This is a genomic window from Bacillus sp. es.036, from assembly GCF_002563635.1.
Classification (GTDB): Bacteria; Bacillota; Bacilli; order Bacillales; family Guptibacillaceae; genus Guptibacillus.
The window spans coordinates 2,762,550-2,782,024 of sequence record NZ_PDIZ01000001.1 but is presented as its reverse complement, the minus strand read 5'-3'; the positions used below and the strand labels follow the sequence as shown (position 1 = coordinate 2,782,024).

At 36.3% G+C, this 19,475-nt stretch carries 28 protein-coding genes; 20 read left to right on the top strand and 8 right to left on the bottom strand.

The annotated features are described in order from the left end of the window. Nucleotides 1-304: 304 nt before the first annotated feature. The 8 genes from ltrA to ATG70_RS14155 all read left to right on the top strand — a co-directional run bounded on the left by ltrA (nucleotide 305) and on the right by ATG70_RS14155 (nucleotide 7,199). The gene (ltrA, locus tag ATG70_RS14195; RefSeq protein ID WP_257147706.1) at nucleotides 305-1,228 is read left to right on the top strand and encodes a group II intron reverse transcriptase/maturase; all 924 of its coding nucleotides are present in this window, start codon (nucleotides 305-307) and stop codon (nucleotides 1,226-1,228) included. Next, entirely contained in the window at nucleotides 1,111-1,596 is a 486-nt protein-coding gene (locus ATG70_RS22820) for a group II intron maturase-specific domain-containing protein (RefSeq protein ID WP_098444930.1), read from the top strand. Before ltrA ends, ATG70_RS22820 begins: the two co-directional genes overlap by 118 nt. 361 nt (nucleotides 1,597-1,957) lie before the next feature. Continuing rightward, on the top strand, nucleotides 1,958-2,596 hold the full coding sequence (locus tag ATG70_RS14185; RefSeq protein WP_098444929.1) for a hypothetical protein: 639 nt from the start codon (nucleotides 1,958-1,960) through the stop codon (nucleotides 2,594-2,596). Nucleotides 2,597-2,837: 241 nt separating this feature from the next. Continuing rightward, nucleotides 2,838-4,067 carry a GNAT family N-acetyltransferase gene (locus tag ATG70_RS14180; protein WP_098444928.1) on the top strand — a complete coding sequence of 410 codons (1,230 nt, stop codon included), beginning with the start codon at nucleotides 2,838-2,840 and terminating at the stop codon, nucleotides 4,065-4,067. A 724-nt stretch (nucleotides 4,068-4,791) separates the two neighbouring features. Continuing rightward, on the top strand, nucleotides 4,792-5,145 hold the full coding sequence (locus ATG70_RS14170) for a hypothetical protein (protein ID WP_098444926.1): 354 nt from the start codon (nucleotides 4,792-4,794) through the stop codon (nucleotides 5,143-5,145). A 329-nt stretch (nucleotides 5,146-5,474) separates the two neighbouring features. After that, nucleotides 5,475-5,765: a TIGR04104 family putative zinc finger protein gene (locus ATG70_RS22990; protein ID WP_098444925.1), complete on the top strand. Its 291-nt coding sequence runs from the start codon at nucleotides 5,475-5,477 to the stop codon at nucleotides 5,763-5,765. 145 nt (nucleotides 5,766-5,910) lie between these two features. Further along, entirely contained in the window at nucleotides 5,911-6,819 is a 909-nt protein-coding gene (locus ATG70_RS14160; protein ID WP_179886282.1) for an alpha/beta fold hydrolase, read from the top strand. A 146-nt stretch (nucleotides 6,820-6,965) separates the two neighbouring features. Continuing rightward, the gene (locus ATG70_RS14155; protein ID WP_098444923.1) at nucleotides 6,966-7,199 is read left to right on the top strand and encodes a hypothetical protein; all 234 of its coding nucleotides are present in this window, start codon (nucleotides 6,966-6,968) and stop codon (nucleotides 7,197-7,199) included. A gap of 126 nt (nucleotides 7,200-7,325) precedes the next feature. Here the strand turns inward: ATG70_RS14155 and ATG70_RS14150 are convergent, their stop codons facing one another. Next, on the bottom strand, nucleotides 7,326-7,859 hold the full coding sequence (locus ATG70_RS14150) for a TlpA family protein disulfide reductase (RefSeq protein ID WP_098444922.1): 534 nt from the start codon (nucleotides 7,857-7,859) through the stop codon (nucleotides 7,326-7,328). Between the two features lie 404 nt (nucleotides 7,860-8,263). Between ATG70_RS14150 and ATG70_RS22550 the strand changes: the two genes are divergently transcribed. The 8 genes from ATG70_RS22550 (at nucleotide 8,264) to ATG70_RS14115 (ending at nucleotide 12,560) form a co-directional block, all read left to right on the top strand. Next, nucleotides 8,264-8,419: a hypothetical protein gene (locus tag ATG70_RS22550; protein WP_179886281.1), complete on the top strand. Its 156-nt coding sequence runs from the start codon at nucleotides 8,264-8,266 to the stop codon at nucleotides 8,417-8,419. A gap of 119 nt (nucleotides 8,420-8,538) precedes the next feature. Then, nucleotides 8,539-8,991 carry a hypothetical protein gene (locus ATG70_RS14145; protein WP_098444921.1) on the top strand — a complete coding sequence of 151 codons (453 nt, stop codon included), beginning with the start codon at nucleotides 8,539-8,541 and terminating at the stop codon, nucleotides 8,989-8,991. 93 nt (nucleotides 8,992-9,084) lie between these two features. Next, nucleotides 9,085-9,276, top strand: coding sequence for a hypothetical protein (locus ATG70_RS14140; RefSeq protein ID WP_098444920.1), 192 nt, complete (start codon nucleotides 9,085-9,087; stop codon nucleotides 9,274-9,276). A gap of 131 nt (nucleotides 9,277-9,407) precedes the next feature. Next, nucleotides 9,408-9,581 (top strand): serine kinase, encoded by a 174-nt coding sequence (locus ATG70_RS14135; RefSeq protein ID WP_098444919.1) that lies wholly within the window; start codon nucleotides 9,408-9,410, stop codon nucleotides 9,579-9,581. A gap of 113 nt (nucleotides 9,582-9,694) precedes the next feature. Next, nucleotides 9,695-10,801 (top strand): helix-turn-helix transcriptional regulator, encoded by a 1,107-nt coding sequence (locus ATG70_RS14130; protein WP_306472710.1) that lies wholly within the window; start codon nucleotides 9,695-9,697, stop codon nucleotides 10,799-10,801. A gap of 2 nt (nucleotides 10,802-10,803) precedes the next feature. Further along, the gene (locus ATG70_RS14125) at nucleotides 10,804-11,061 is read left to right on the top strand and encodes a hypothetical protein (RefSeq protein ID WP_098444918.1); all 258 of its coding nucleotides are present in this window, start codon (nucleotides 10,804-10,806) and stop codon (nucleotides 11,059-11,061) included. Nucleotides 11,062-11,266: 205 nt separating this feature from the next. Further along, nucleotides 11,267-11,515: a YuzF family protein gene (locus tag ATG70_RS14120; RefSeq protein ID WP_257147705.1), complete on the top strand. Its 249-nt coding sequence runs from the start codon at nucleotides 11,267-11,269 to the stop codon at nucleotides 11,513-11,515. A gap of 202 nt (nucleotides 11,516-11,717) precedes the next feature. Then, nucleotides 11,718-12,560, top strand: a complete 843-nt coding sequence (locus tag ATG70_RS14115; RefSeq protein ID WP_098444917.1) for a tyrosine-type recombinase/integrase — start codon at nucleotides 11,718-11,720, stop codon at nucleotides 12,558-12,560. A gap of 49 nt (nucleotides 12,561-12,609) precedes the next feature. Here ATG70_RS14115 and ATG70_RS14110 read toward each other — a convergent pair whose 3' ends face one another. Both ATG70_RS14110 and ATG70_RS14105 read right to left on the bottom strand, forming a co-directional pair. Continuing rightward, entirely contained in the window at nucleotides 12,610-13,023 is a 414-nt protein-coding gene (locus ATG70_RS14110) for a DUF3021 domain-containing protein (protein ID WP_098444916.1), read from the bottom strand. After that, nucleotides 13,024-13,479, bottom strand: coding sequence for a LytTR family DNA-binding domain-containing protein (locus tag ATG70_RS14105; protein ID WP_098444915.1), 456 nt, complete (start codon nucleotides 13,477-13,479; stop codon nucleotides 13,024-13,026). It abuts the gene before it with no gap. A 479-nt stretch (nucleotides 13,480-13,958) separates the two neighbouring features. Here ATG70_RS14105 and ATG70_RS14100 point away from each other — a divergent pair, with 479 nt between their 5' ends. The 4 genes from ATG70_RS14100 to ATG70_RS14090 all read left to right on the top strand — a co-directional run bounded on the left by ATG70_RS14100 (nucleotide 13,959) and on the right by ATG70_RS14090 (nucleotide 15,614). Then, nucleotides 13,959-14,348, top strand: coding sequence for a hypothetical protein (locus ATG70_RS14100; RefSeq protein WP_098444914.1), 390 nt, complete (start codon nucleotides 13,959-13,961; stop codon nucleotides 14,346-14,348). A 49-nt stretch (nucleotides 14,349-14,397) separates the two neighbouring features. Then, complete coding sequence (locus ATG70_RS22545; RefSeq protein WP_179886280.1) at nucleotides 14,398-14,553, top strand: hypothetical protein; 156 nt, start codon at nucleotides 14,398-14,400, stop codon at nucleotides 14,551-14,553. A gap of 139 nt (nucleotides 14,554-14,692) precedes the next feature. Then, nucleotides 14,693-15,004 (top strand): TIGR04104 family putative zinc finger protein, encoded by a 312-nt coding sequence (locus ATG70_RS22985; RefSeq protein ID WP_098444913.1) that lies wholly within the window; start codon nucleotides 14,693-14,695, stop codon nucleotides 15,002-15,004. A 61-nt stretch (nucleotides 15,005-15,065) separates the two neighbouring features. Continuing rightward, nucleotides 15,066-15,614: a GNAT family N-acetyltransferase gene (locus tag ATG70_RS14090; RefSeq protein ID WP_098444912.1), complete on the top strand. Its 549-nt coding sequence runs from the start codon at nucleotides 15,066-15,068 to the stop codon at nucleotides 15,612-15,614. A gap of 55 nt (nucleotides 15,615-15,669) precedes the next feature. Here ATG70_RS14090 and ATG70_RS14085 read toward each other — a convergent pair whose 3' ends face one another. From ATG70_RS14085 to ATG70_RS14065, 5 genes are all read right to left on the bottom strand, one after another. Beyond that, nucleotides 15,670-15,831, bottom strand: coding sequence for a DUF4021 domain-containing protein (locus tag ATG70_RS14085; RefSeq protein ID WP_098444911.1), 162 nt, complete (start codon nucleotides 15,829-15,831; stop codon nucleotides 15,670-15,672). 130 nt (nucleotides 15,832-15,961) lie between these two features. Further along, entirely contained in the window at nucleotides 15,962-17,077 is a 1,116-nt protein-coding gene (locus ATG70_RS14080) for a hypothetical protein (protein ID WP_098444910.1), read from the bottom strand. 172 nt (nucleotides 17,078-17,249) lie between these two features. Continuing rightward, on the bottom strand, nucleotides 17,250-17,711 hold the full coding sequence (locus ATG70_RS14075) for an NUDIX hydrolase (protein WP_098444909.1): 462 nt from the start codon (nucleotides 17,709-17,711) through the stop codon (nucleotides 17,250-17,252). 26 nt (nucleotides 17,712-17,737) lie between these two features. Beyond that, a complete protein-coding gene (locus ATG70_RS14070; RefSeq protein ID WP_098444908.1) occupies nucleotides 17,738-18,544 on the bottom strand; it encodes an ABC transporter permease subunit in 807 nt (268 codons plus the stop codon). Next, nucleotides 18,541-19,428: an ABC transporter ATP-binding protein gene (locus tag ATG70_RS14065; RefSeq protein ID WP_098444907.1), complete on the bottom strand. Its 888-nt coding sequence runs from the start codon at nucleotides 19,426-19,428 to the stop codon at nucleotides 18,541-18,543. Before ATG70_RS14065 ends, ATG70_RS14070 begins: the two co-directional genes overlap by 4 nt. Between the last annotated feature and the right edge of the window lie 47 nt (nucleotides 19,429-19,475).

Here is a 19,475-nt window from a genome sequence, read left to right as displayed (position 1 = left end):
CCATACAGTAAATACAACAGTTACATGGGAGGAAGGTTATCACCCTTACCCGGGGAGATCTCATAAGGGTTATTTACGTAACAATCTACTTAGGGATAAGTGGATGAATCATAAGAAGTCAGCATAAGCCATAGTAGTTTCTATGAAACGAAGGGCTGAACAATCTTAAATCTTGGAAAACAAGGAGGTGTAGGCATCACCGCCTAAGCACAGAAAACATCGTGGTAATGACCAGAGAGATGACTACTTATGGAGAAATAGGTTGGAAACTGAAAGGTACATAAGAGTGTGTAGGGATGCCGACATGGAGATGAAAGCACAAGATGGTAACGAACTAATCAAACAGGTGATTCGCGATGAAAACCTATGGAATGCATATGAGAAGGGTAGGAAAAACAAAGGTAATCCGGGCATTGATGGGATCACCGTCTATGAACTTAAAGCACATATGCAGACATTCTACCAATCGCTGAAATCAAAGCTTTTAAATGGAACTTATCAACCACAACCAGGGAAAAGAGTCGCCATCCCGAAAAAGGATGGTACCAAACGATACCTCGGAATCCCATGTGTACTGGATCGAGTCGTACAACAGGCTATCCTACAGGTTATCGAACCCAAAATAGATCCTCACTTTTCTGACAACAGTTTCGGATTCAGAAAAGGAAGAAACGGCCATCAGGCAATCAAGGTTGCGCAACAATACTATAAGGACGGATATCGCACCGTAGTAGATTGTGACCTGAAAAGCTATTTCGACACCATCCACCATCAGAGGATTCACGCCTACTTAGAGGAGTTTGTCTCGGACAAAGTCATCCTAAAACTGATATGGAAACTCTTGCGTTCCGGTATTCTTGATAAAGACATCTATATCAAGACGTCGGAAGGGACACCACAAGGTGGTCCGCTTTCACCTCTTCTCGCAAACATCTACTTAAATAAGCTGGATCGAAAACTAGAAGAACGTGGCCATCGATTTGTCCGCTACGCAGTTGACTTCGTCATCTACGTAAAGAGCCCCCGGGCAGGTGAAAGAGTGATGGAAAGTATCTCGGAATACATTGAGAAAGATCTTGGGTTAACCATTAATCAAAAGAAAAGCCAGGTTTGCGGCGCTACTTCAGCCACTTTCCTTGGGTTCAATATCCAAAATCTCATGGGAAGGTTGGAAGCCGACCAAGCAGGTCGGCGAAACAACGATTCAAAAACAAACTCAAAAAGCTAACCAGTCGGAAAAGAGCCGGCCCATGGGAACAGATTATCACAGATATCAATCGGATAACGGTGGGATGGATTAACTATTACGGTATCGCGAGAATGAAGGCGTTCATTAAGGATATCGAAGGAAGGTTAAACCATCGACTCAGACAGATCATCTGGAAAAGGTGGAAGAAAGTTAAGACGAAATTTAAAATGCTTCGCAAATATGGCATCGATCATGAGGATGCCATGAAATTGGCTAACTCCCGTAAGGGATACTGGAGGATTACACGATCGGAAATTCTTCAACGCGCACTTACAAAAAAGAGACTCATAAAATGGGGATTAAAAGAAATCTCTACAATTTATGAGTCACGTTACTCAAAAGGTTGAACAGCCGTATACCGAACGGTACGTACGGTGGTGTGAGAGGTCGGGGGAATTATATTTCCCCTCCTACTCGATTGTATAACTTGGTACGGCTAATTCGTAAGTAGCAGGTCCAGAATTCCAATGGAATGAGAATAAAGATGTGGAAACATAAACTTTTAAAGAGAAATATGATTACTCATTTTCAAGAGTAATAATAATTAATTAGAAATCAGCGCCTTATTCCAGAATCTCGGAGCTTATCAGTAATAAGATAGGATTCCTTTTATGAAAGAAAAGATTGAGTTATTCCCTTTATTAAGTTAATGTAGTCGTGTAAAATCTCTTGTGAAGACATAACACGAAACAATTCTGGAGGTACTAATTGTCTGAACTAGTTAAAAATGAATTAAAAAAGATCAAATTTAGTTTATTAAAACTAACAATATTATTTGTTGTTTTGATAATAGGAGTTCCATACATATCAAATAATGGATTCCATTGGGCTTTTTACTTATTTCTATCTTTGTACATCTTACCAATGCAACACGCTGCATTAATTGTAAAAGTGCCAAACTCTCAAGCGAAAGTTATTTGGAAAAATCCATTAGCTAATGGAAGTGAACTTGTTTTCGCTAAGTTCTTTGTGAGTCTTGTTCACTACTTTATTGCAGCAGTCTTAATTGTTACGGGATTGATAGTAACTTTTTATATTAGCCCCGAGAGCGAAGCTTACTTAAGTAGTACGCTCCCCTTTCTTTATCAAGTTCATTACTTCCTAGTAATATTTCTTAGCTTACTCTTTTATGCACCAGCTGCTTTTGTAGCTTCACTTTACGCTCTTCTTAAAGGCTTAAATGAGCAATGGACTAATCTACTTTTTATACTTATCGTAGGGATTGTGATGGTTATTTCGGTTTTTGCAACTTACACTTTCCCTCTTCTGCTTATTATTATTGTAGGCGTTCTAGTAATCGCAAGTATATTATTAAAGAGATTACTGAGTAATTTAGAGGATGCCTGACCAAAACTATTTACTCTTTTGTTAAAGGGAGCTTATCTTTAAATAAGATAAGCTCTTTTAATTTGAAATAAAAGATTGAGTTATGTGGATTGGTTTGAAATAATTGGTATTAGAGATGCATCCTAAATGTCTGGTAGGTTAAAGATGTTGCTGGATAAAATTAAACGAAAAGCGAGGGATTCCAATGTGATTTCTGAGTTGTACAACATCGATATTATAAAACTCAGGAGGTACTGCGGTTATGACAGAGATAGTTACATTCGCTCCTGAAAAGGAGTTTCGAATAAATGCAGAAACAGTCTTTCAAAAACATTCAGGGTTGATTAAACAAGTATTGCCTGAATCACAGGTTTACCACGTTGGTAGTACAGGAGTTATAGGTTCTTTGACAAAAGGAGATGTTGATCTTCAAGTTCGAGTGACTCAAGAAGATTTCCCCGAAGCAAAAGAATCATTGATGGCAATGTATAGTTTAAACACGGGTAGTGACCAAACTTCCTTTTTTTGTGCATTTGAAAAGGAAGATGAAATACTACCTCTTGGTATCCAGCTCACAGTTAATGGTTCTTCAGTAGATAATTTTCGCAAAGTAACTCAATTTTTCTTCGAACATCCATCATATACAGAAGCCTACAATCATTTGAAGATGAAGTTTGAAGGCGAAGATATGGAGGAGTACAGAAACGAGAAATCTTCTTTTATCGCTCATATTCTTTCCACAAAAGAATATGAGCAACTTTCCAAAAGGATGGACCTTTATGAAAAAGTGAAATTTGTTGAAGGGGAAACATTTTTAACAATTGAAGAAACGAAGAATCTTACTCATTCGGAAATGGTTGAACTTATTGGTCATTTGAGAATAGATCCTTCCATTAGAAGCGTAAAAAATGTCATCGTCCTTGTTAACTCTAAGTTTAACAGTGAAATTGAGGCGCTTTTGGAAAACAATGGATTTGAGTTACGTGCAGATAATATTACTGTACGGAGAGATTTAGATACCATTTCACCAAAAGAAGATGTTCCCATTTCATTTAAATCTTTAAATGAAATTTCCAAGAGTGATTTTAAGAGGGTTTGGAAAGAATCAATGGTTAACTCGTTAAATGCGCCTTCTTCATTAAATGTGGATGAACAAATGCGAAGTGTAGAGGTGGAGCTAGGTTCAACCTATAAAGCATCCTGTCTTGTAGCATATGAAAGTAATCGTCTTTTAGGTGTAGTAATGCCACACATAGAACCTGGCACTACTAACGAAGGTCGACTTTTTTACTTTGGACTGGTTCGAAGTGAGAGAGGTAAGGGAAAGAGTAAGCAGCTTCATAAGCAAGCATTGGATATATTGAAAAATGATTTTGATGCTGCCTATTATATCGGGAGTACGGGAAAAGATAACATACCTATGTTAAAGACATTTCAAAATAGTGGGTGTACTATCGTTGAAAGCAATAAGGTATATAAGAGAGAAGTATAAATGATATACAAGAAACCATATTCAACAATCTCGGAGCTTTTACGGAGAAAAAAAACGTTTTTAGAGCTTGGAACCAAAAAAGTCGTACCAAGCTCTTTTTTGAGATATAAGCGAGTAACACATTTAATTTTTACTGCTGTTTGTCTTTTGATTTATAGTCGGTAATCCTGAACAGAATTTGTTGTTACGAAAAAATTTTTTAAGGTCCAAAAAAGAATTCTGGAACCATAGTCCATAAGCTAATTAGAAGCAATACAATAGTTGGTGCAGCCCAATAAACAGTGTCTACGCCCTTTCGTTCCATTATGTATAATATCAGGACCAATACAATCATCACTAGTGGTAACAAAGGGTAGGCTCCATTTGCTACAATCTGATAAATCCATATGATAGTAATAAGAATGCCTGAAAAGATATTAAAAATATGAGATTTTTTCAAGATCTACCTCCTTTTGGATGGAAATTACCATATCGATTATACATTACAATAGTTATACTTCTTATTCAATATAATCGGAGCTTATCTGTAATAGGATAGGCTCCTTTTAATTTGAAATAAAAGATTGAGTTATGTAGGTGGATTTGAAATAATTGGTATTAGAGGTATGCGCAGCATAGGTGAAGTCTTTAATACCGAGATATTTTAATGAATTAAGTGGTTTAATATGAAGAAAGAAATCTTAAATAAGGTTCCAAAGATATTAATATTGGAAAGAGAGGCGTTATGAAATATTTTAAATGGTTTCTTTTAATAATAGCTGCATCAGCTACAGAAATGGCTATCTTGATGAATGCAGAATCGCTAAGTGCGGAAATGATTTCTTTAAACTATTACTTTGTAGGTTCTTTGGTAGTTATATTAATGATTTATCCATTAAGTGATTCCCCCTCAAGAAAACAATACAAATTAATCTTGGGATTAATTGTCATCGCTTTTGCTATTCTAGCTGCAGGGGTACTGAGAAACTTTGATTTCCTCCGTGAAGAACAAGCATTACTTCCTATGTTGGTAGGTTTGGTCGCTTACCTCATATTAGCATTTTTAATAATGATGAAATTCAGGAAAAAAACTAACTAATTTTAAAAATGGTTTACTTTGTTTTATAAAATTCCCCTTTATATATTGAACAGTCGTTAACATATCAGAAAAAATTATAGGGGGAATTAAATTGCCAGTAGAAATTATGAAAACCGAAAACTGTACTTAACCCCCGAACAAGTTAGAACGAAGATTGTGGAAGATTACTCTTATAGAAAATGCTCTCTCAATGGGAAGCGTTACCATCGGTATATTAATTCAGTAGCTGGAATATGACGATATTCCATTATCTCCGAGCGATTATGCAATATCATAGCAGAGTAAACGGTAAAGGGTGATATAAAGGAAATGTATGAGGAGTGAATTGGATGGGGTTACCAAAGTGTAATAGATGTGGGAAACCTTTTAAATGGAGAACCATAATAAAAAATATCTGGGGAATTTACAGACCAATCACTTGTAATAATTGCGGGACGAAAAATAAGATTACATATTTATCAAGAGTTTTAGTGTCTCTATCAATTATTCTTCCGATGTTGATTTTTGGGTTCTATTTATCCAGCTATTCTATTGGTGTTAGGTTGATTTATATGGTTTTGATGGGCATATGTATTTCTACGTTCATCCCCTTCTTTATAAAATATGAATCCTATCACTAACAGAAATGGTTTGATACTAGATAAAACTATTTAATAGAAGATCCTCGCTTATTCCTGATAATCGGAGCGATTATCTAATAATAGTTAAGTGTCCTTCACTTCCCTATGAAACGAGATATATCAGAAGTAAATGGGACACTTGGAGGTGATTAATATTAAGAAACTCGTCGATATCGGTGACAAAGAGCTCGAGGTATGGATGAAAGGCAATGGTAGAACTATAATCATCCAACCAGGTATGATAAGTCCTTTATCTGAATGGAATGCTTTGTGGGAAGATCTTTCAAGACACGCAAGAGTTATTATTTACAATAGAGCTGGCTGCGGCAAGAGTGATAAAGGGATAACAACAAGAAATCGCAGGGAAAACGCAAAGGATCTAAATGCACTAATTAAGAAACTTAGTATTACTTCACCTATTATCATAGGTCATTCATACGGAGGACTCATTCTTCAGCAATTTGCTCAGGAGTATCCGAACGTGGCTAGTGGGTTTGTTTTAGTCGACTCAACTTCATTTGATGCTTATAGGCTTGATGAAGTTGAGATCGAGGGAGAGGACGGCAATAGTACAGAAGCTTGGATAGAAAAATGTAAAACATATTCCGGTCTTTCAAAAAAACATCTACAACTGGAGATGGCAGATTGGGTTAATGAGCTTAAAGAGATATTACCAAGCATCAGTCATAAAGAAGTAGAGAAATTTATGAGTAACCCGACCATGTTCGAATCTCTAAGTGAAGAACTAGAATTTGACCTATTGTCCAGGGAAACGAATTATTACAAAGCCTTCCCTGATACTTTTACTATAGTGATAGGTAGGGATCCAAAGGCTTCAATTATAGAAATGGTAGAAAGTGAAGGGTTACATAAGTCAGAAGCCGAAGACATAGAAAATATATGGCAAAATTTAATTCGCAATCAAACAAAGTTAAACTCCAACACTAAATATATTTTGGCAAAAGAGTCCGGACATAGGGTTCATCTTGAAAATCCTGAAGTTATAAAGAGAGCTGTAGACTCCATTTTTAATAGTATAAAAGTGAAAGAATAAATCCCTATGTTATGAAATCGAGACTTCAACAATCTCGGAGCGTTTCCGCAATAAAAAGGAAGCGCTCTATGTAGTTTTGTATAAGAATTATTGAAGATAATACTGAAGAGCCATTAAGGACATAGAGTGTAAAAAGGGGTTGGTCTATGATGAAAACTTGGTTTTCTTTATTAGGCGGTTTAATAATCGCATTTACGCTTTCGTATTTTTTTCTGGGCTACAATGGCTGGACAATTCACCAAACCGGAAAGAACGGTGAAATTACTAAAACAATTAATGAATTAGATTTTAATTTAATTACTAATGCCTTCTTAATAATGATGGCTGCTTCCATATTGATTTATGGAGTTTGGACATTAATTGAAAAGAAAAGAGCTTAAATAAAAAAACAGGAGGACGAGGAAAGAAAAGGTTATCTAGAGTTTGTAAAATCAATCTAAATTCATAGAGGTCACTAATTCCAACTTTTCAAATGCCATCTAATTGAATATTGAACATTATCAGATTTATGTTTCATTTATTAATTTTTTTATTTTCATTTCAAGCTCTTCTTTTGAGGCTTCACCTAGAATTTTATCAACTATAACTCCATTTTGATCAATAAAGTAGGTAGTCGGTAACGCTATGACTCCATATTCTTTGGATACACTACCTTCAATATCTAATAATACAGGAAAATTAATGTTGAATTTCTCCATAAATCCTTTGGCATCTTTGATTTTTAGTTCTCCATCAGTGGTGTTAATGCCGTAAAACTCAATATTTTCTCCATATTGTTCGTATAAATCAACGAGAAGTGGTGCTTCATTATTGCACGGTCCACACCAGGATGCCCAAAAATTAATTATCAACGGTTTTTCTTGAAGAACTTCTAATGAGTAGTTTTCACCATTAAAATTACTTAAGTTGAAATCAGCTGCCTGTAAGTTAGAATTTGATACTTCCAATGCTTTCTTCTCTTCAAAATCTGAGGCAGAAAGATGATTTACAATAACTATTATGAATATTAATAGTGCACCTGAAAGTAGAGTTTTTTTCATCCTATACTCCTTAAACTTGATTGTTGTAGATCTGAAATTGAAATCTTTTGAATGAATTATTTCATAGCTCTAAGATAAACGATATATTATTTTTTGTTTCACTAAACATATTGTACCCTTTTTGATTTATCTATATAGAATGTTTTCTGGCTAGTTCAATTCATAACTAAATTAGTCGTAAGATAGTTTTATCCAAGTTGAATCGTCTAAATTCTGTTTTTTGGGTTTTAATTATCTTGATATCGAGTCTTCAACAATCTCGGAGCGCTTGCTTAATAAAAAATGAACTCCCTATGTAGGTTTAAAAAGTTTTCCGTTGAAGAGATATGAAAGCATTCAAGAGAATGTTTCGTATTAATAATTAAGATAGCTAGAGTAACAATTGTTATGTTAGAGGGGGTACTATGCAAATACTATTCAATACTGTTAAGAATATTATTTCAGACTTATTTGCAATGGGGAAAGGATATATCTATGGTTTTGTAATGGTCGGACTGTTAGTTTTTATTGGAGGAGCTTTACTATATGGTGTTTTATTCCTACGAAATCTAATGTTTTAAGTTAATTAGTGTACTGTTATTCAATTAACGTCGGAGCGTTTGCTGAAGTATATCAAGCAGCTAATTCATATATTGAGTAGTCATTAGGGAAAGCTAATCAAAAAAAGAGAGGTATACATATGAAAAAAACTCTATTGATTACATCCCTTCTGGCTTCAGTAGTTCTTTTTCCTAAAGAATCAATTGCTATCTCAATGCCTTGCAGTATGGTGTTAGACCCAATCGATGAAGGTCTTACTAATGCAAGAGGAAGTGCACTAATTTATAAAGTTCAATTGATTCCACCAAGCTTTGCCAGAACTAATATCAGTATCTTAAGTGTTCATCTACCTGAACCCTCTACATACGGCGAATATGATATTTATGAGGGATTTGCTTTTATACCTGGTGAAATAAGCTGGAGGTTCAGACTTTATCCTACTCCAGAAGAAGATAGTCCTACCTGGTCGGGAAGGTTTGACTTGATCACTGCAAAATTAAACAATGCTAAAGTTCAAGTGAGAGCTTCCAATTCTAAAACTGGAAAGTTGGGACCAGTGGTTCTGAATAATGATATTTTAAGCTGTAAATAGCTTACTCCATAATCTCGGAGCGAATGTTGAGTAAGGTGTCTTTGCAGCTATTTCATTATTTAAGAGCAACCCAGGAATAAAGGGAGGTTATCATTGAAAATGGAAGTTGCAAAAAAGAAGAAAAACCAAAAAATAACTGGTGCAATACTATTGGTGATAGTAATAGTTTTGTCCCCATTTTTGCATGATCATTTTAATCCATTAACTTTATTAATAACTACGATTATTATATATGCTATTGTCATGTTCATTGTTGGACTGTTATCAAAAGAAGAAAAGTCTTAACCTTAAGACAGAAGGATCGTTTTTTACCATCTTCCAGTATCTCGGAGCTAATCTGTAATAATCATAGTATCTTATGGCTTTTAAGAAGTAAGTGAAAGTAAAACGCACTATATAGGTTCGGAGGAATAATTTTGAGATTTGTTATAGTTATTCCACTTATTTTGTTTGGTGGTTTTCTAATCGGTTTAAAAATTAGTGACATAGGCAATTTAGGTAATACCATTATGAACATAGTAGGGTTCGGATTTCTCTTCATTGCTATTTTAATTGGACGAAATAAGAAAGGAAATAAGCACTCAACTTAGACGGGCAATACCTTCAAAGGAAATTCGTGATCTTCCTTTAAATCGGAGCGAATGCTCAATAATCAGAACCTATTGAAGGGAGGTAAAAGATTGAGAAATAAGCAAGTTTTGTTATGGGGGATAATAGCTATCATCTTAGTAGTGATATGGCTTCTTTTAAAGTAGTACATATAATATACTTTTATCTAATCAAAGGAGAATATCTAGAAATCAATTCTTCCATAATCTCGGAGCTTATCTGTAATAAGATAAGCTTATTTTTTCGTTTTGTTTTTAATATTAGCAATTATGATCAAAAAATTATTGGTGATTTAAGCTATGCTAAATATGAGGTGGATGATGTGAACTATAGCAATACTACACAAAAAACGATTTCTTATATCGAAGAGAACTTAGATGATGACATAGTTATTGATGAATTGCCTTCTCTTATTGGTTATTCAAAATACCATTTACTTCGCGTTTTTAAGCAGGAAACTGGCAAGACAATTGGTGAGTATATTAGGCATCGGAGGATGGCTATGGCATCCTTAATGTTATTAGACAGTGATGAGTCAATTCTATCTATAGGCATTATTTGGGGGTTTCAATCGCAAGAAGCATTTACTCGGGCATTTAAAGATATTTATAATTTGCCACCGTCAAAGTATAGAAAAATAATGAGAACGCTTTTAATAAAAAAGGAGGAAGATAGTGTGGATGATCGTAATAAAGTAGAAAAATGGACTTTAAGTGGCTCAAATCCAGAAATATATGAGATTAAATTAGATCCATCACAATTTCATACAGGTAAACAATCAGGATTACTATATGGAAAAAAAGAAACAAATCAAAATCATTTTGCTACAATCATGCAAGGTTTTCAATCTAATACATACAAAGGAAAGAGATTGAAGATGTCATGTTTCCTAAAGACAGAGAAAGTTTATAAGTGTGGTGCCTGGATGCGTGTTGATAATAAGACTGGGGATGTATTGCAATTTGATAATATGGAAAATAGACAAATTGAGGGAACAACTGATTGGAACTACTATTCGGTTATTCTTGATGTCGAAGAAGACAGTGAGGCTATTCATTTTGGAGTATTGCTTCATGGTTCTGGGAAGGTGTGGATAGATGGATTCCAATTTCAGGAGGTTTCAAAAAATGTTCAATCAACAAATATCCTTGAAGTAAATCCTCTACCAGAAAGTCCTGGAAACCTAGATTTCAGTAATTAAATATGCTTATCTTAGATCTTTTGCTTGATATTATAATAGGAGTATATACTTCACTAGGGATTGGAACTAAAGAATACAAAATTAATTTAAAGGTAGAAAAGATATCTAAAGCACATCCTTGTCTGAAGAATTACTATAAAAAATTCCAAAAAGAGTTTGAAGGTGAAACTTATTTAAGTAGAGATCTACTCGCATTAAATCTAAAAAAAGAAGTCGAAGTGGAACAATTTCTGAAAGTAGTTAAAGAGAAGTTTGATTAAAGATTACTGTGAAATAATTGGTGTTAAGCAAATCTGTCATGAGGGTATGAAGGTGTGGTTGGAAACAACCATAATACCTAGCAACCCTCTTTAAATGAAGAGCTAACAAGCAATGGGAATTGAAGGGTAAAATGTTAGGAGGGAACGAGTCAAGCTAGTATGTAATAAAATGAACATGTAGAGTAACATACTAGGAGGGGGAAAGATGAATCCCGGTGGAATGATGTATTCCCAGATGTCACCCAATGTCCCTATGCAAGTTGTGGTCGTAGAGCCTTACGTATATGCAGCTCTTCGCAGCCTTATTGGAAATAGAGTGGTTATTGATACATCACGTGGTCCAGTAAATGGAACAGTGATTGATGCCAAACCAGATCATGTTGTGGTTAAAGAACATGATTCAACTTTCTTTGTTCGCATAGGCGAAATTATTTGGATTATGCCAGAGTCCTAAGTTTAAAAAGTAAATTCCTTAGGAAACCCTATAATTTAGGGTTTTTTATTATTCATCATTTTACTAAAGTCTTACTATAAAATTCTATTTGGCGGTTTAAGGATCGAGCAGAGATTATAAAATAACTCAAGCATAAACTCTACATTTCCTGGACATAATAGTTTCAAGATTACTAGATTCGTAACCTTAGGGAGTGGAATGAATGTTGTTATCACTTGTTTGGGAAAAATATAATCTTGATAAGCAAATTGAGGGCTATTCTCCGTTAACGCTCAAGACTTACAATTTTCAGTACAATCAGCTCTTACGTCATTTTGGCAATGTTGATATAAATGGGATTACGACAGATCATCTTAAAGCTTATTTAGTGAAAATGGGGAGTCATTTAAAGCCTTCTAGTTTAGGACATCGTGTTCGCTGCATCCGCTCACTGTTTAAATGGTCTTATGATGAGGGACTTATTCAGAAAAATCCAGCCGCTAAATTGAAAGAACCTAAGCTTGGTAAGAGAATTCCAAAGTTTCTAAATGAAATTGAAATTGAACACTTGAGAGAAGCCTGTCAGAATACGATGGAAAAAGCGTTGTTTGAATTCTTTTACTCAACTGGTTGTCGTATTGGTGAAGTTGTGAAGCTTAATCGTGAGGATGTTAACTTTCATTCAAATTCTGTTATTGTTCATGGAAAAGGAGATAAGGAAAGAGAAGTGTACTTTAACACGCGGTGTTCTATCTGGTTAAAACGCTATCTTGATGAGCGTAAAGACCTTGAACCTTGCTTATTCATAACGGAGAGAAGGCCAAAAAGAAGGATGAGTATTGATCTTGTCCGCTATATCATTAAACGAATTTCTAGACGTGCAGAACTTGATAAAGTGATTCACCCTCATCAATTAAGACATAGTTACGCAACGCATATGATTAATAACGGAGCTCCTCTTGAAGTGATTCAAAGTTTGATGGGGCATGAGAAGAGCGAAACAACAAAGCTATATGCTCAGCTTAGTGGAAAACTCCGTCACGACTTCTATACAAAATACTTTTAGAAGCGCATTCCAGTTGAATGCGCTTCTGCCATTTATAATAAAGGGAAGGCTACTTGGTTTGTTGAAGATCTTCATTTAATTTCTTAGATTGATGCTTAAAATATAAGTAGAAAGCCGTCCACATGATGCTGTAGAATACAAGCGCAATAGCAATAAAGAGTAATATATTTACTAGATCTGGCTGGATCCAACCAATCCCATACGCCAAAATAAAATAGACAACCATTACAGTGAAAAAGTGCAATGCTGTTTGTTGAGGGAGTTTTAGAGAATGAATTTCAAAGTAAAGCGGTGTAACCGTAAACAACCATCCACAGAAAATCGCTCCTAACGAGTTTGTTACAAAAAGGTTGGAATCAAGCGTCGCTTGATCACCTAAGAAAATAATCCCATAGGTTAGTAATACAGCTAGAAACCCTCCAAAAAATAACCCAACCATACTCCTAAATAAAAATGTTTTCATTTACTTTGACCTCCTATTCATTTTTAGAATCTCTCGTATTTTGCCTACATAATGTCTTGAAGCATATTCTTTTTTACCAGATTGAAAGTGTACAGCGAGCGTGCCATTAAATGATGGTTCAAAATGACTGATCTCATGCAGATTAGCAATGACGGACTTGGAGAGCCGGATAAATGTATTCATCGGCAAACTTTCTTCTAGCTCATACAATTTCTCTTTCACTTTAAAAACGCCTTGAGCTGTCGTTGCCATTACTTGATCGCCTTCTGAATGGAAAGAATGAACTTGATTTGGTTTTAAAATGTGCTGCCCTTCGCCTCGTTTACCGACAATGAATTCCGTTTTTTCAGTATTAAGATAATCCAATATCTCTTTAATCGAATCATCCATTTCTCTACAGTGAATCGTTACGCTCGTTTCGTCATACTTCCGATTAACATCGAGTGAAATTTTCACTTGTTCACATCCTTTGTTTTGCGGCTTTCTTAAGATTAGTATAGATCTGGAAAAGCAGGAAGTCATTCGAATAAAGGTAAGACGTCATTTCGAAAGGGTATATTGCATCTATTGCCTTTTTTGTTGCCGGTTGTTCCGTTCCTGCGATGAAAGAAAAGATTGCCAGCAAGTCAACGTTTTGAAATAATTGGGATAGTCGAACGAATAGGCAGCTGTAAATAATGGGACACGGTGTAACGGCCATTTATGTAACACTAGGCTTTCTTTTATACTCGTTTACTTATTTTAATTTGATGGGTTTTATCTCATGTGGTTTCAAGAGTTGGGGCTGGGCCTTATTGCATTTGGAGGTCATATGCATCTGTATCTCTTTTTTAAGAAAGAAGATATCAAGAAAAACGAAAAGAATTAAAATAAAGGTTCATAAATAAAAACTAGTAGAGAGAGAAGCTTTCAGTTTTCGAGGGGGGAAAAGACAGTTGAAAAGACCGTTAGGCGTAACGCTCATTAGCTACTTCTATTTGTTTGGAGCGGTGGTATTGCTCATTACCGCCATCTTTTATGACGCAGGGGCCAATACGATTGGGATTGCGGAACGGTTTGGATTACCAAATGCTCCAGAAAGGTTGATGAGAATCCTCGTCGCTCTTCTTTCTTTTGTAATGGTATATGGATATATCAGGTTAACAAACTGGGGCTACTGGTTCATGATCGCCTATTCCATAATCTTTGGGTGCATTAGTGCTCTCCTCATATCCAATATATCTCAGCAGCCTTTTCTCGGAAATGTCATTTTTTCAATCGTTGTTTTGATTTATACCATATACGTCAGAAAATCGTTTCGTCAATCTTCCAGACAAGGCACGTAAATTGATACGGCTAAGACCATTAGAAAAAGAGAGAAGGGGGAGTACAGGTATGATTTTGATTGTTTTTATATTTATTTTATTTTGGTCTTTAACGAAAACCATAGAAAAAGTAGGATTGAAAATAACAGATCAACTACAGATGCAAAACGACTTGCTAAGAAAAGTAGAAAGTAAACTAGAAGCAAAAAATGATGAGGGTTCCTAGCTTTAACGCTCCATAACGTGAAGCGAAAAGAGGAAGGGTACCGAAGTAGTTGAGCAAATGAAATCCTTATTTTATTCATTATTGGTCGCTTATATGCTCTTATACCCTGGTATAGGTTAACATCAAAAGGAGATTAGAGATGCCTAAATGTAAAAACTGTGGTTATTCATTTAAGTGGAATGAACTTATTATGAAGATGTTGGGGATAAATCATCTGATTTCCGGTATCTTTTGTCCAAGTTGTTCAGCCCCACATTATCTTCAATTGAGAAAATCACGATTTATCCCATTTTTTCTCCTTTTTCAGGTCTATATGATAGTCATTATTTTATATGGAGCAGTCATCCCTTTGTCTATTCTTATTGGAGGGTGTGTGGCATTTTTTATCATGCTGGTTCTCTTTTATCCATTTATGATCAAACTGAGCTATGGAAAACACCCAGATTTATAAGTGAAAACTACATCTTTTATAAAAGGTATGTTAGAAAGAGTTTTCATGTTGAGGAGGAGTTATGAAGGTTACTCAAAGAGAATATAGGGTGGAAAGTTTATGTTACGTCATTCGCTCTGCCGAATTAGAAGATGCCCATCAGCTTTCTAACGTGAGAAGGCAGATTGATGCGGAGACAGACTTTTTGGACCGAGAGAAAGGAGAAGCGCTTCTAGACGGTGCTATGTTTAAACAAATCATTCTTAAAGATGAAGAAGCCCCAACGAACCTCTTTTTAGTAGCAGAAGTAAATAGCAAGATCGTTGGCTACGCGAGATGCGAAGGGACTCAGTTGAAGAGGTTTTCGCATAAAGTAACTTTCGGGGTTGGTGTCTTAAGAGACTATTGGGGCTATGGAATTGGAAGCAGCTTATTAAAGAACAGCATCACCTGGGCTGATCGTAACAATGTCAAGAAAATCGCGTTATATGTATCAGAGACGAATACAAAAGCCGTTAACCTTTATCAAGATCATGGGTTTGAAGTAGAAGGGATTTTGAAAAGAGATAAACGCTTGTCTAATGACCAATACATCAATACGATTATAATGGGACGTGTACAAAGCGAGTAGCATCATTTACATTAAACGAAGGCCACCTTATCACTAATAGACAAGGTGGCTATTACTATTTCTTCGCTTTTTTGTTTGCTCGATCTTCTTCCTCAGTCTCTAGCATGCCGTAATCGCCGTTCATTGCCTGTTCATCTAAATCAGCACCATATTCATTCGTGAATTTGTTCAAATTGTTCTGTTTGATTTCATTTTTGTTTGGTGTCTTTTTTTCCATGATCCTCACCTCCAATGATTAGGTTGGCTTATCATGGAAAAAGTATGCGTAAAGAAGGTGGGAGTGGAAGTTTTATTATTAAACAAAAAAAGCGCCTTACCCCTAAAAGGAAAGGGAAAAGCGCTACGGATTATTGATAATTTATGATCGCTGGATTCGGATCAAGCTGAAGGACTTCAGCAGGTGTTAAAACCGGTTTATCTTTATTATAGAAAATTTTAAATCCGCCGTATTGAACAGGCTCATTTCGCACAAATTTACGATAGAGTGACATTTTCGTTCCATAATCACCATACCCATCGAAATTAAGGGCAACTTCTACGTTGTCAGTGGGCTTGATTGCCTGCTTGTTTGTAACAGCATGGTCTGTAAACTGGTGAACAAGTACGATTTTGTCAGGTAAGTTATTTTCTTCTACAAACTTAGAAACATAGTCAACAACTTCCTGAACTTCAGAACCATCGACACTTCCAAGGTCGATTCCAGGCGTTTGGCCTTCTTTGACGTGGAACTCGGTATCAATCGCGACATGCACGTAAGGAAGCTTTAACCATTTTTCCAATAGCTTCACTTGATGAAGAGCGGTATCACGACCTAGCTGAACATCTAACATGAGAATGGCATTATGTTTCTTTGCAAGCTCAGCGTATTCATCGATATCCTCTTCAGAAGTCATGTGATAGTACTTTCCGTTTGGACCTGGGTCACGCTGAGCGATTGTAGTGATTAACTCAATCGTTGGAATGGCAGGACGGTCTGGATCAGCATCAGAATAAGCTTGAGTCTGTTCTTTTAATTTCGTCATTAATGCTTCAGGTTCCATCTCACCCAAAATCCCCATTTTGGTAGAGTTTGGTTGACCATAGTAAGCAACGAGGCGATAATCTTTTAGAATACCGTCTGTCTCATCAGTTGTGCCTTCCATTAACGTTTCGCCAACGGGTGTCTTTCTTGTACGATCTTCGCCGTGTGCTTCGACAACAGGCATTTTCGCTAATTCTTCTTCGGTCATTGTTTCCTTAAGTGGTTTCGCATCTTCAGACGGGGCCAGTGCTTCAAAAGGTTGAGCCACTTCTTTTTCTTCATTCTTTTTTTCAGCCTTTTTATCTGATTCTTTGCTTTCATCTTCATTAGTTGCTTGCTGATCTGTCTTTTCATCGGTCTGCTCGTTTGTGGATGCGGAGTTCGAACAAGCTGTAACCAAAGCGACTAAAGCAACGAGAAGGAAAAGGAATAATTTCCTCATGGTGTTCACTTCCTTATGTAAGTTAATGAGATTCATAGTTTTGTCAAAATGACTTTCTCATTCTAACATAAGAAAAGAATGATCGAGTGATATGAGACAATGAAAAGGTAAAAAGAGGTAATCAGTACTAGTTTATTGCAAAAAAAGAAGCAATGGAGAGGTTTCCATTGCTTCAAGGTAACTCGTTTTTTTCGTTAAAATAATCCATAATCATTCTTCTATGACTCTCAACCATATGACATGGGAGATTAGTTGAAGAGAACGTATCAAATGCTAAGCTTTCCTGCGTTAAGGTAAGCTTTCCTTCGTATTCCTTCGTAACATAAGCGGTTGTGACGGAATAGAATTCATCCCCATTATCCGCTTTTGTGAAAAATTCCTTACCAGAATAAAGCTTGAAAAGCGCGAGGTTTCGAATCGTTAAGCCCGTTTCCTCTAAAGACTCTCTTATGGCGGTTTCCTCTGTCGATTCACCAGGATCCATTAATCCGCCTGGTAATCCCCATCGCTTCCTTCGTTCATTCCGTTGCTGAAGAAGAACTTCATCTTTATCGTTCAAAATTATGGCGACAGCGCCAACTAATATAAGAGGTCGTTGACCAACGAGTTCGCGGAGTTCTTTCACATAATTCAATTCGATCACTCCTTCTTTTCTTCCTATTATAAAGGAAGGTCTCTTTTTGAGAAAATGAGTATGGCAACAGCATAGAGCACTGTACCTAGTAAAAATAAGAACGTGGCTGTTGGCCAGACGTCAACAGAACCTCTCGCGATCTCAACAGGGCGAAACGTTGAGAAGAGAGAAAGGTGTACCATCCAATCGAGCTTATCACTCATTTTTCCAACTAAATCCATCCCATAGAAGACGATTGTGAGTAAACCGGAAATCCCAAGAGCCTGTCGCTCATCATTTAACATTGAAGAGAATAAAAACGAGTATCCTGAAATGACGTAGAATAATAGAATGCCGACAAGGTTAACATTCATAAACGTCATTGCTTCAAAAGGTTTATCCTCAATTAAGATCTCAGTCCCAATGACTCCTGCTAAAGCAGTCGTTAATCCGATAATGAGAAGTCCTGTGATAAGCACAAGTGCCTGAGTAAAGGCGATTTTCTTTCTAGAGTTCGGCGTGGCAAGAATATAAGCCATTGAGCCTCGATCAATGTGACGAGCCATTAGCTGAGACGCTGTCATTAAGCAAAAAATCGACAAAATCACCACATACAGTAACCCATAGTATTCCCCTGCAATAAAGTCGCTTACATGTTGAAAGCCGCCCTCCATTCCGAAAGCCGCAAGAAAGCTTTCAGGCATCGACTCCATTAATTCATTCAATCCAGGTGCATCCGCAATCGAAGGATAAATGCCGATGATTAATAGAAGATAGAGAGCAGAACCAATCGCATAGCTAGAGATTGATTTGGCATGAACCTTTAACATCTTTGCATATAACGTGATGTTCATGATGGGTTCGCCTCCCTGTCGTAATAGTTAAGAAAGACTTCTTCGAGATTTTGTTCATGAATATCAATATTTCGAATTTGATAATCTCCTAAAGCCTGAATAAATTGATTGTAATCTCCCTGTACGGCAATTTCTGCACGGTTCTCGGTGACTGAAACAACGTCAAGTTTACTTTCTTTTACGAGCTTAGCTTCTTCCTCACTTGCAAACGTCACATCAAAGAGTCGACGCTGTTTTTGCTGGAGGTCATGAATATTTTCGACGACAACAATTTTGCCATCTTTAATAATCGCAGCTCGATCACACGTACGTTCAATTTCTGAAAAACTATGAGAAGACATGAGAAATGTGGTCCCTTTTTCCTTCTGTTCCATCACAATTTCAATGAAAATACGCTGCATAAGTGGATCGAGGCCTGATGTCGGTTCATCTAGAATAATGACTTCTGGTTCATGCATAAAAGCTGCCACGATACCGACTTTTTGCTTCATTCCTTTCGACATCTTACGAATCGGTGTTTTCACATCGAACTGAAGGCGATGAATGAGCTCGTCGCGATAGTCTGTTTGCTTCATTCCTCTCATGCCACCGAGAAGTTTAAGAAATTCCATTCCATCCATGCCATCAAGAAAAGAAATTTCACCAGGAAGATAACCAATCTTTTCTTGGATCTTAGCCGCATCTTTCCATGTATCCATCCCATTTATCGATGCTGAGCCTTTTGAAGGTTTCATAAATCCCATCAGGTGACGAATGGTTGTGGATTTCCCAGCACCGTTCGGTCCGAGAAATCCAAATACTTCTCCTTTTGGAATGGAGAAAGTAACGTCAAAAATTCCTTTTCCATTTGAAAATTTTTTGGTTAAGCCGTTTAATTCGATCATTGAGGTTCCCCCTCAGTCAAATTTTGAACTATTATTTAATATATATT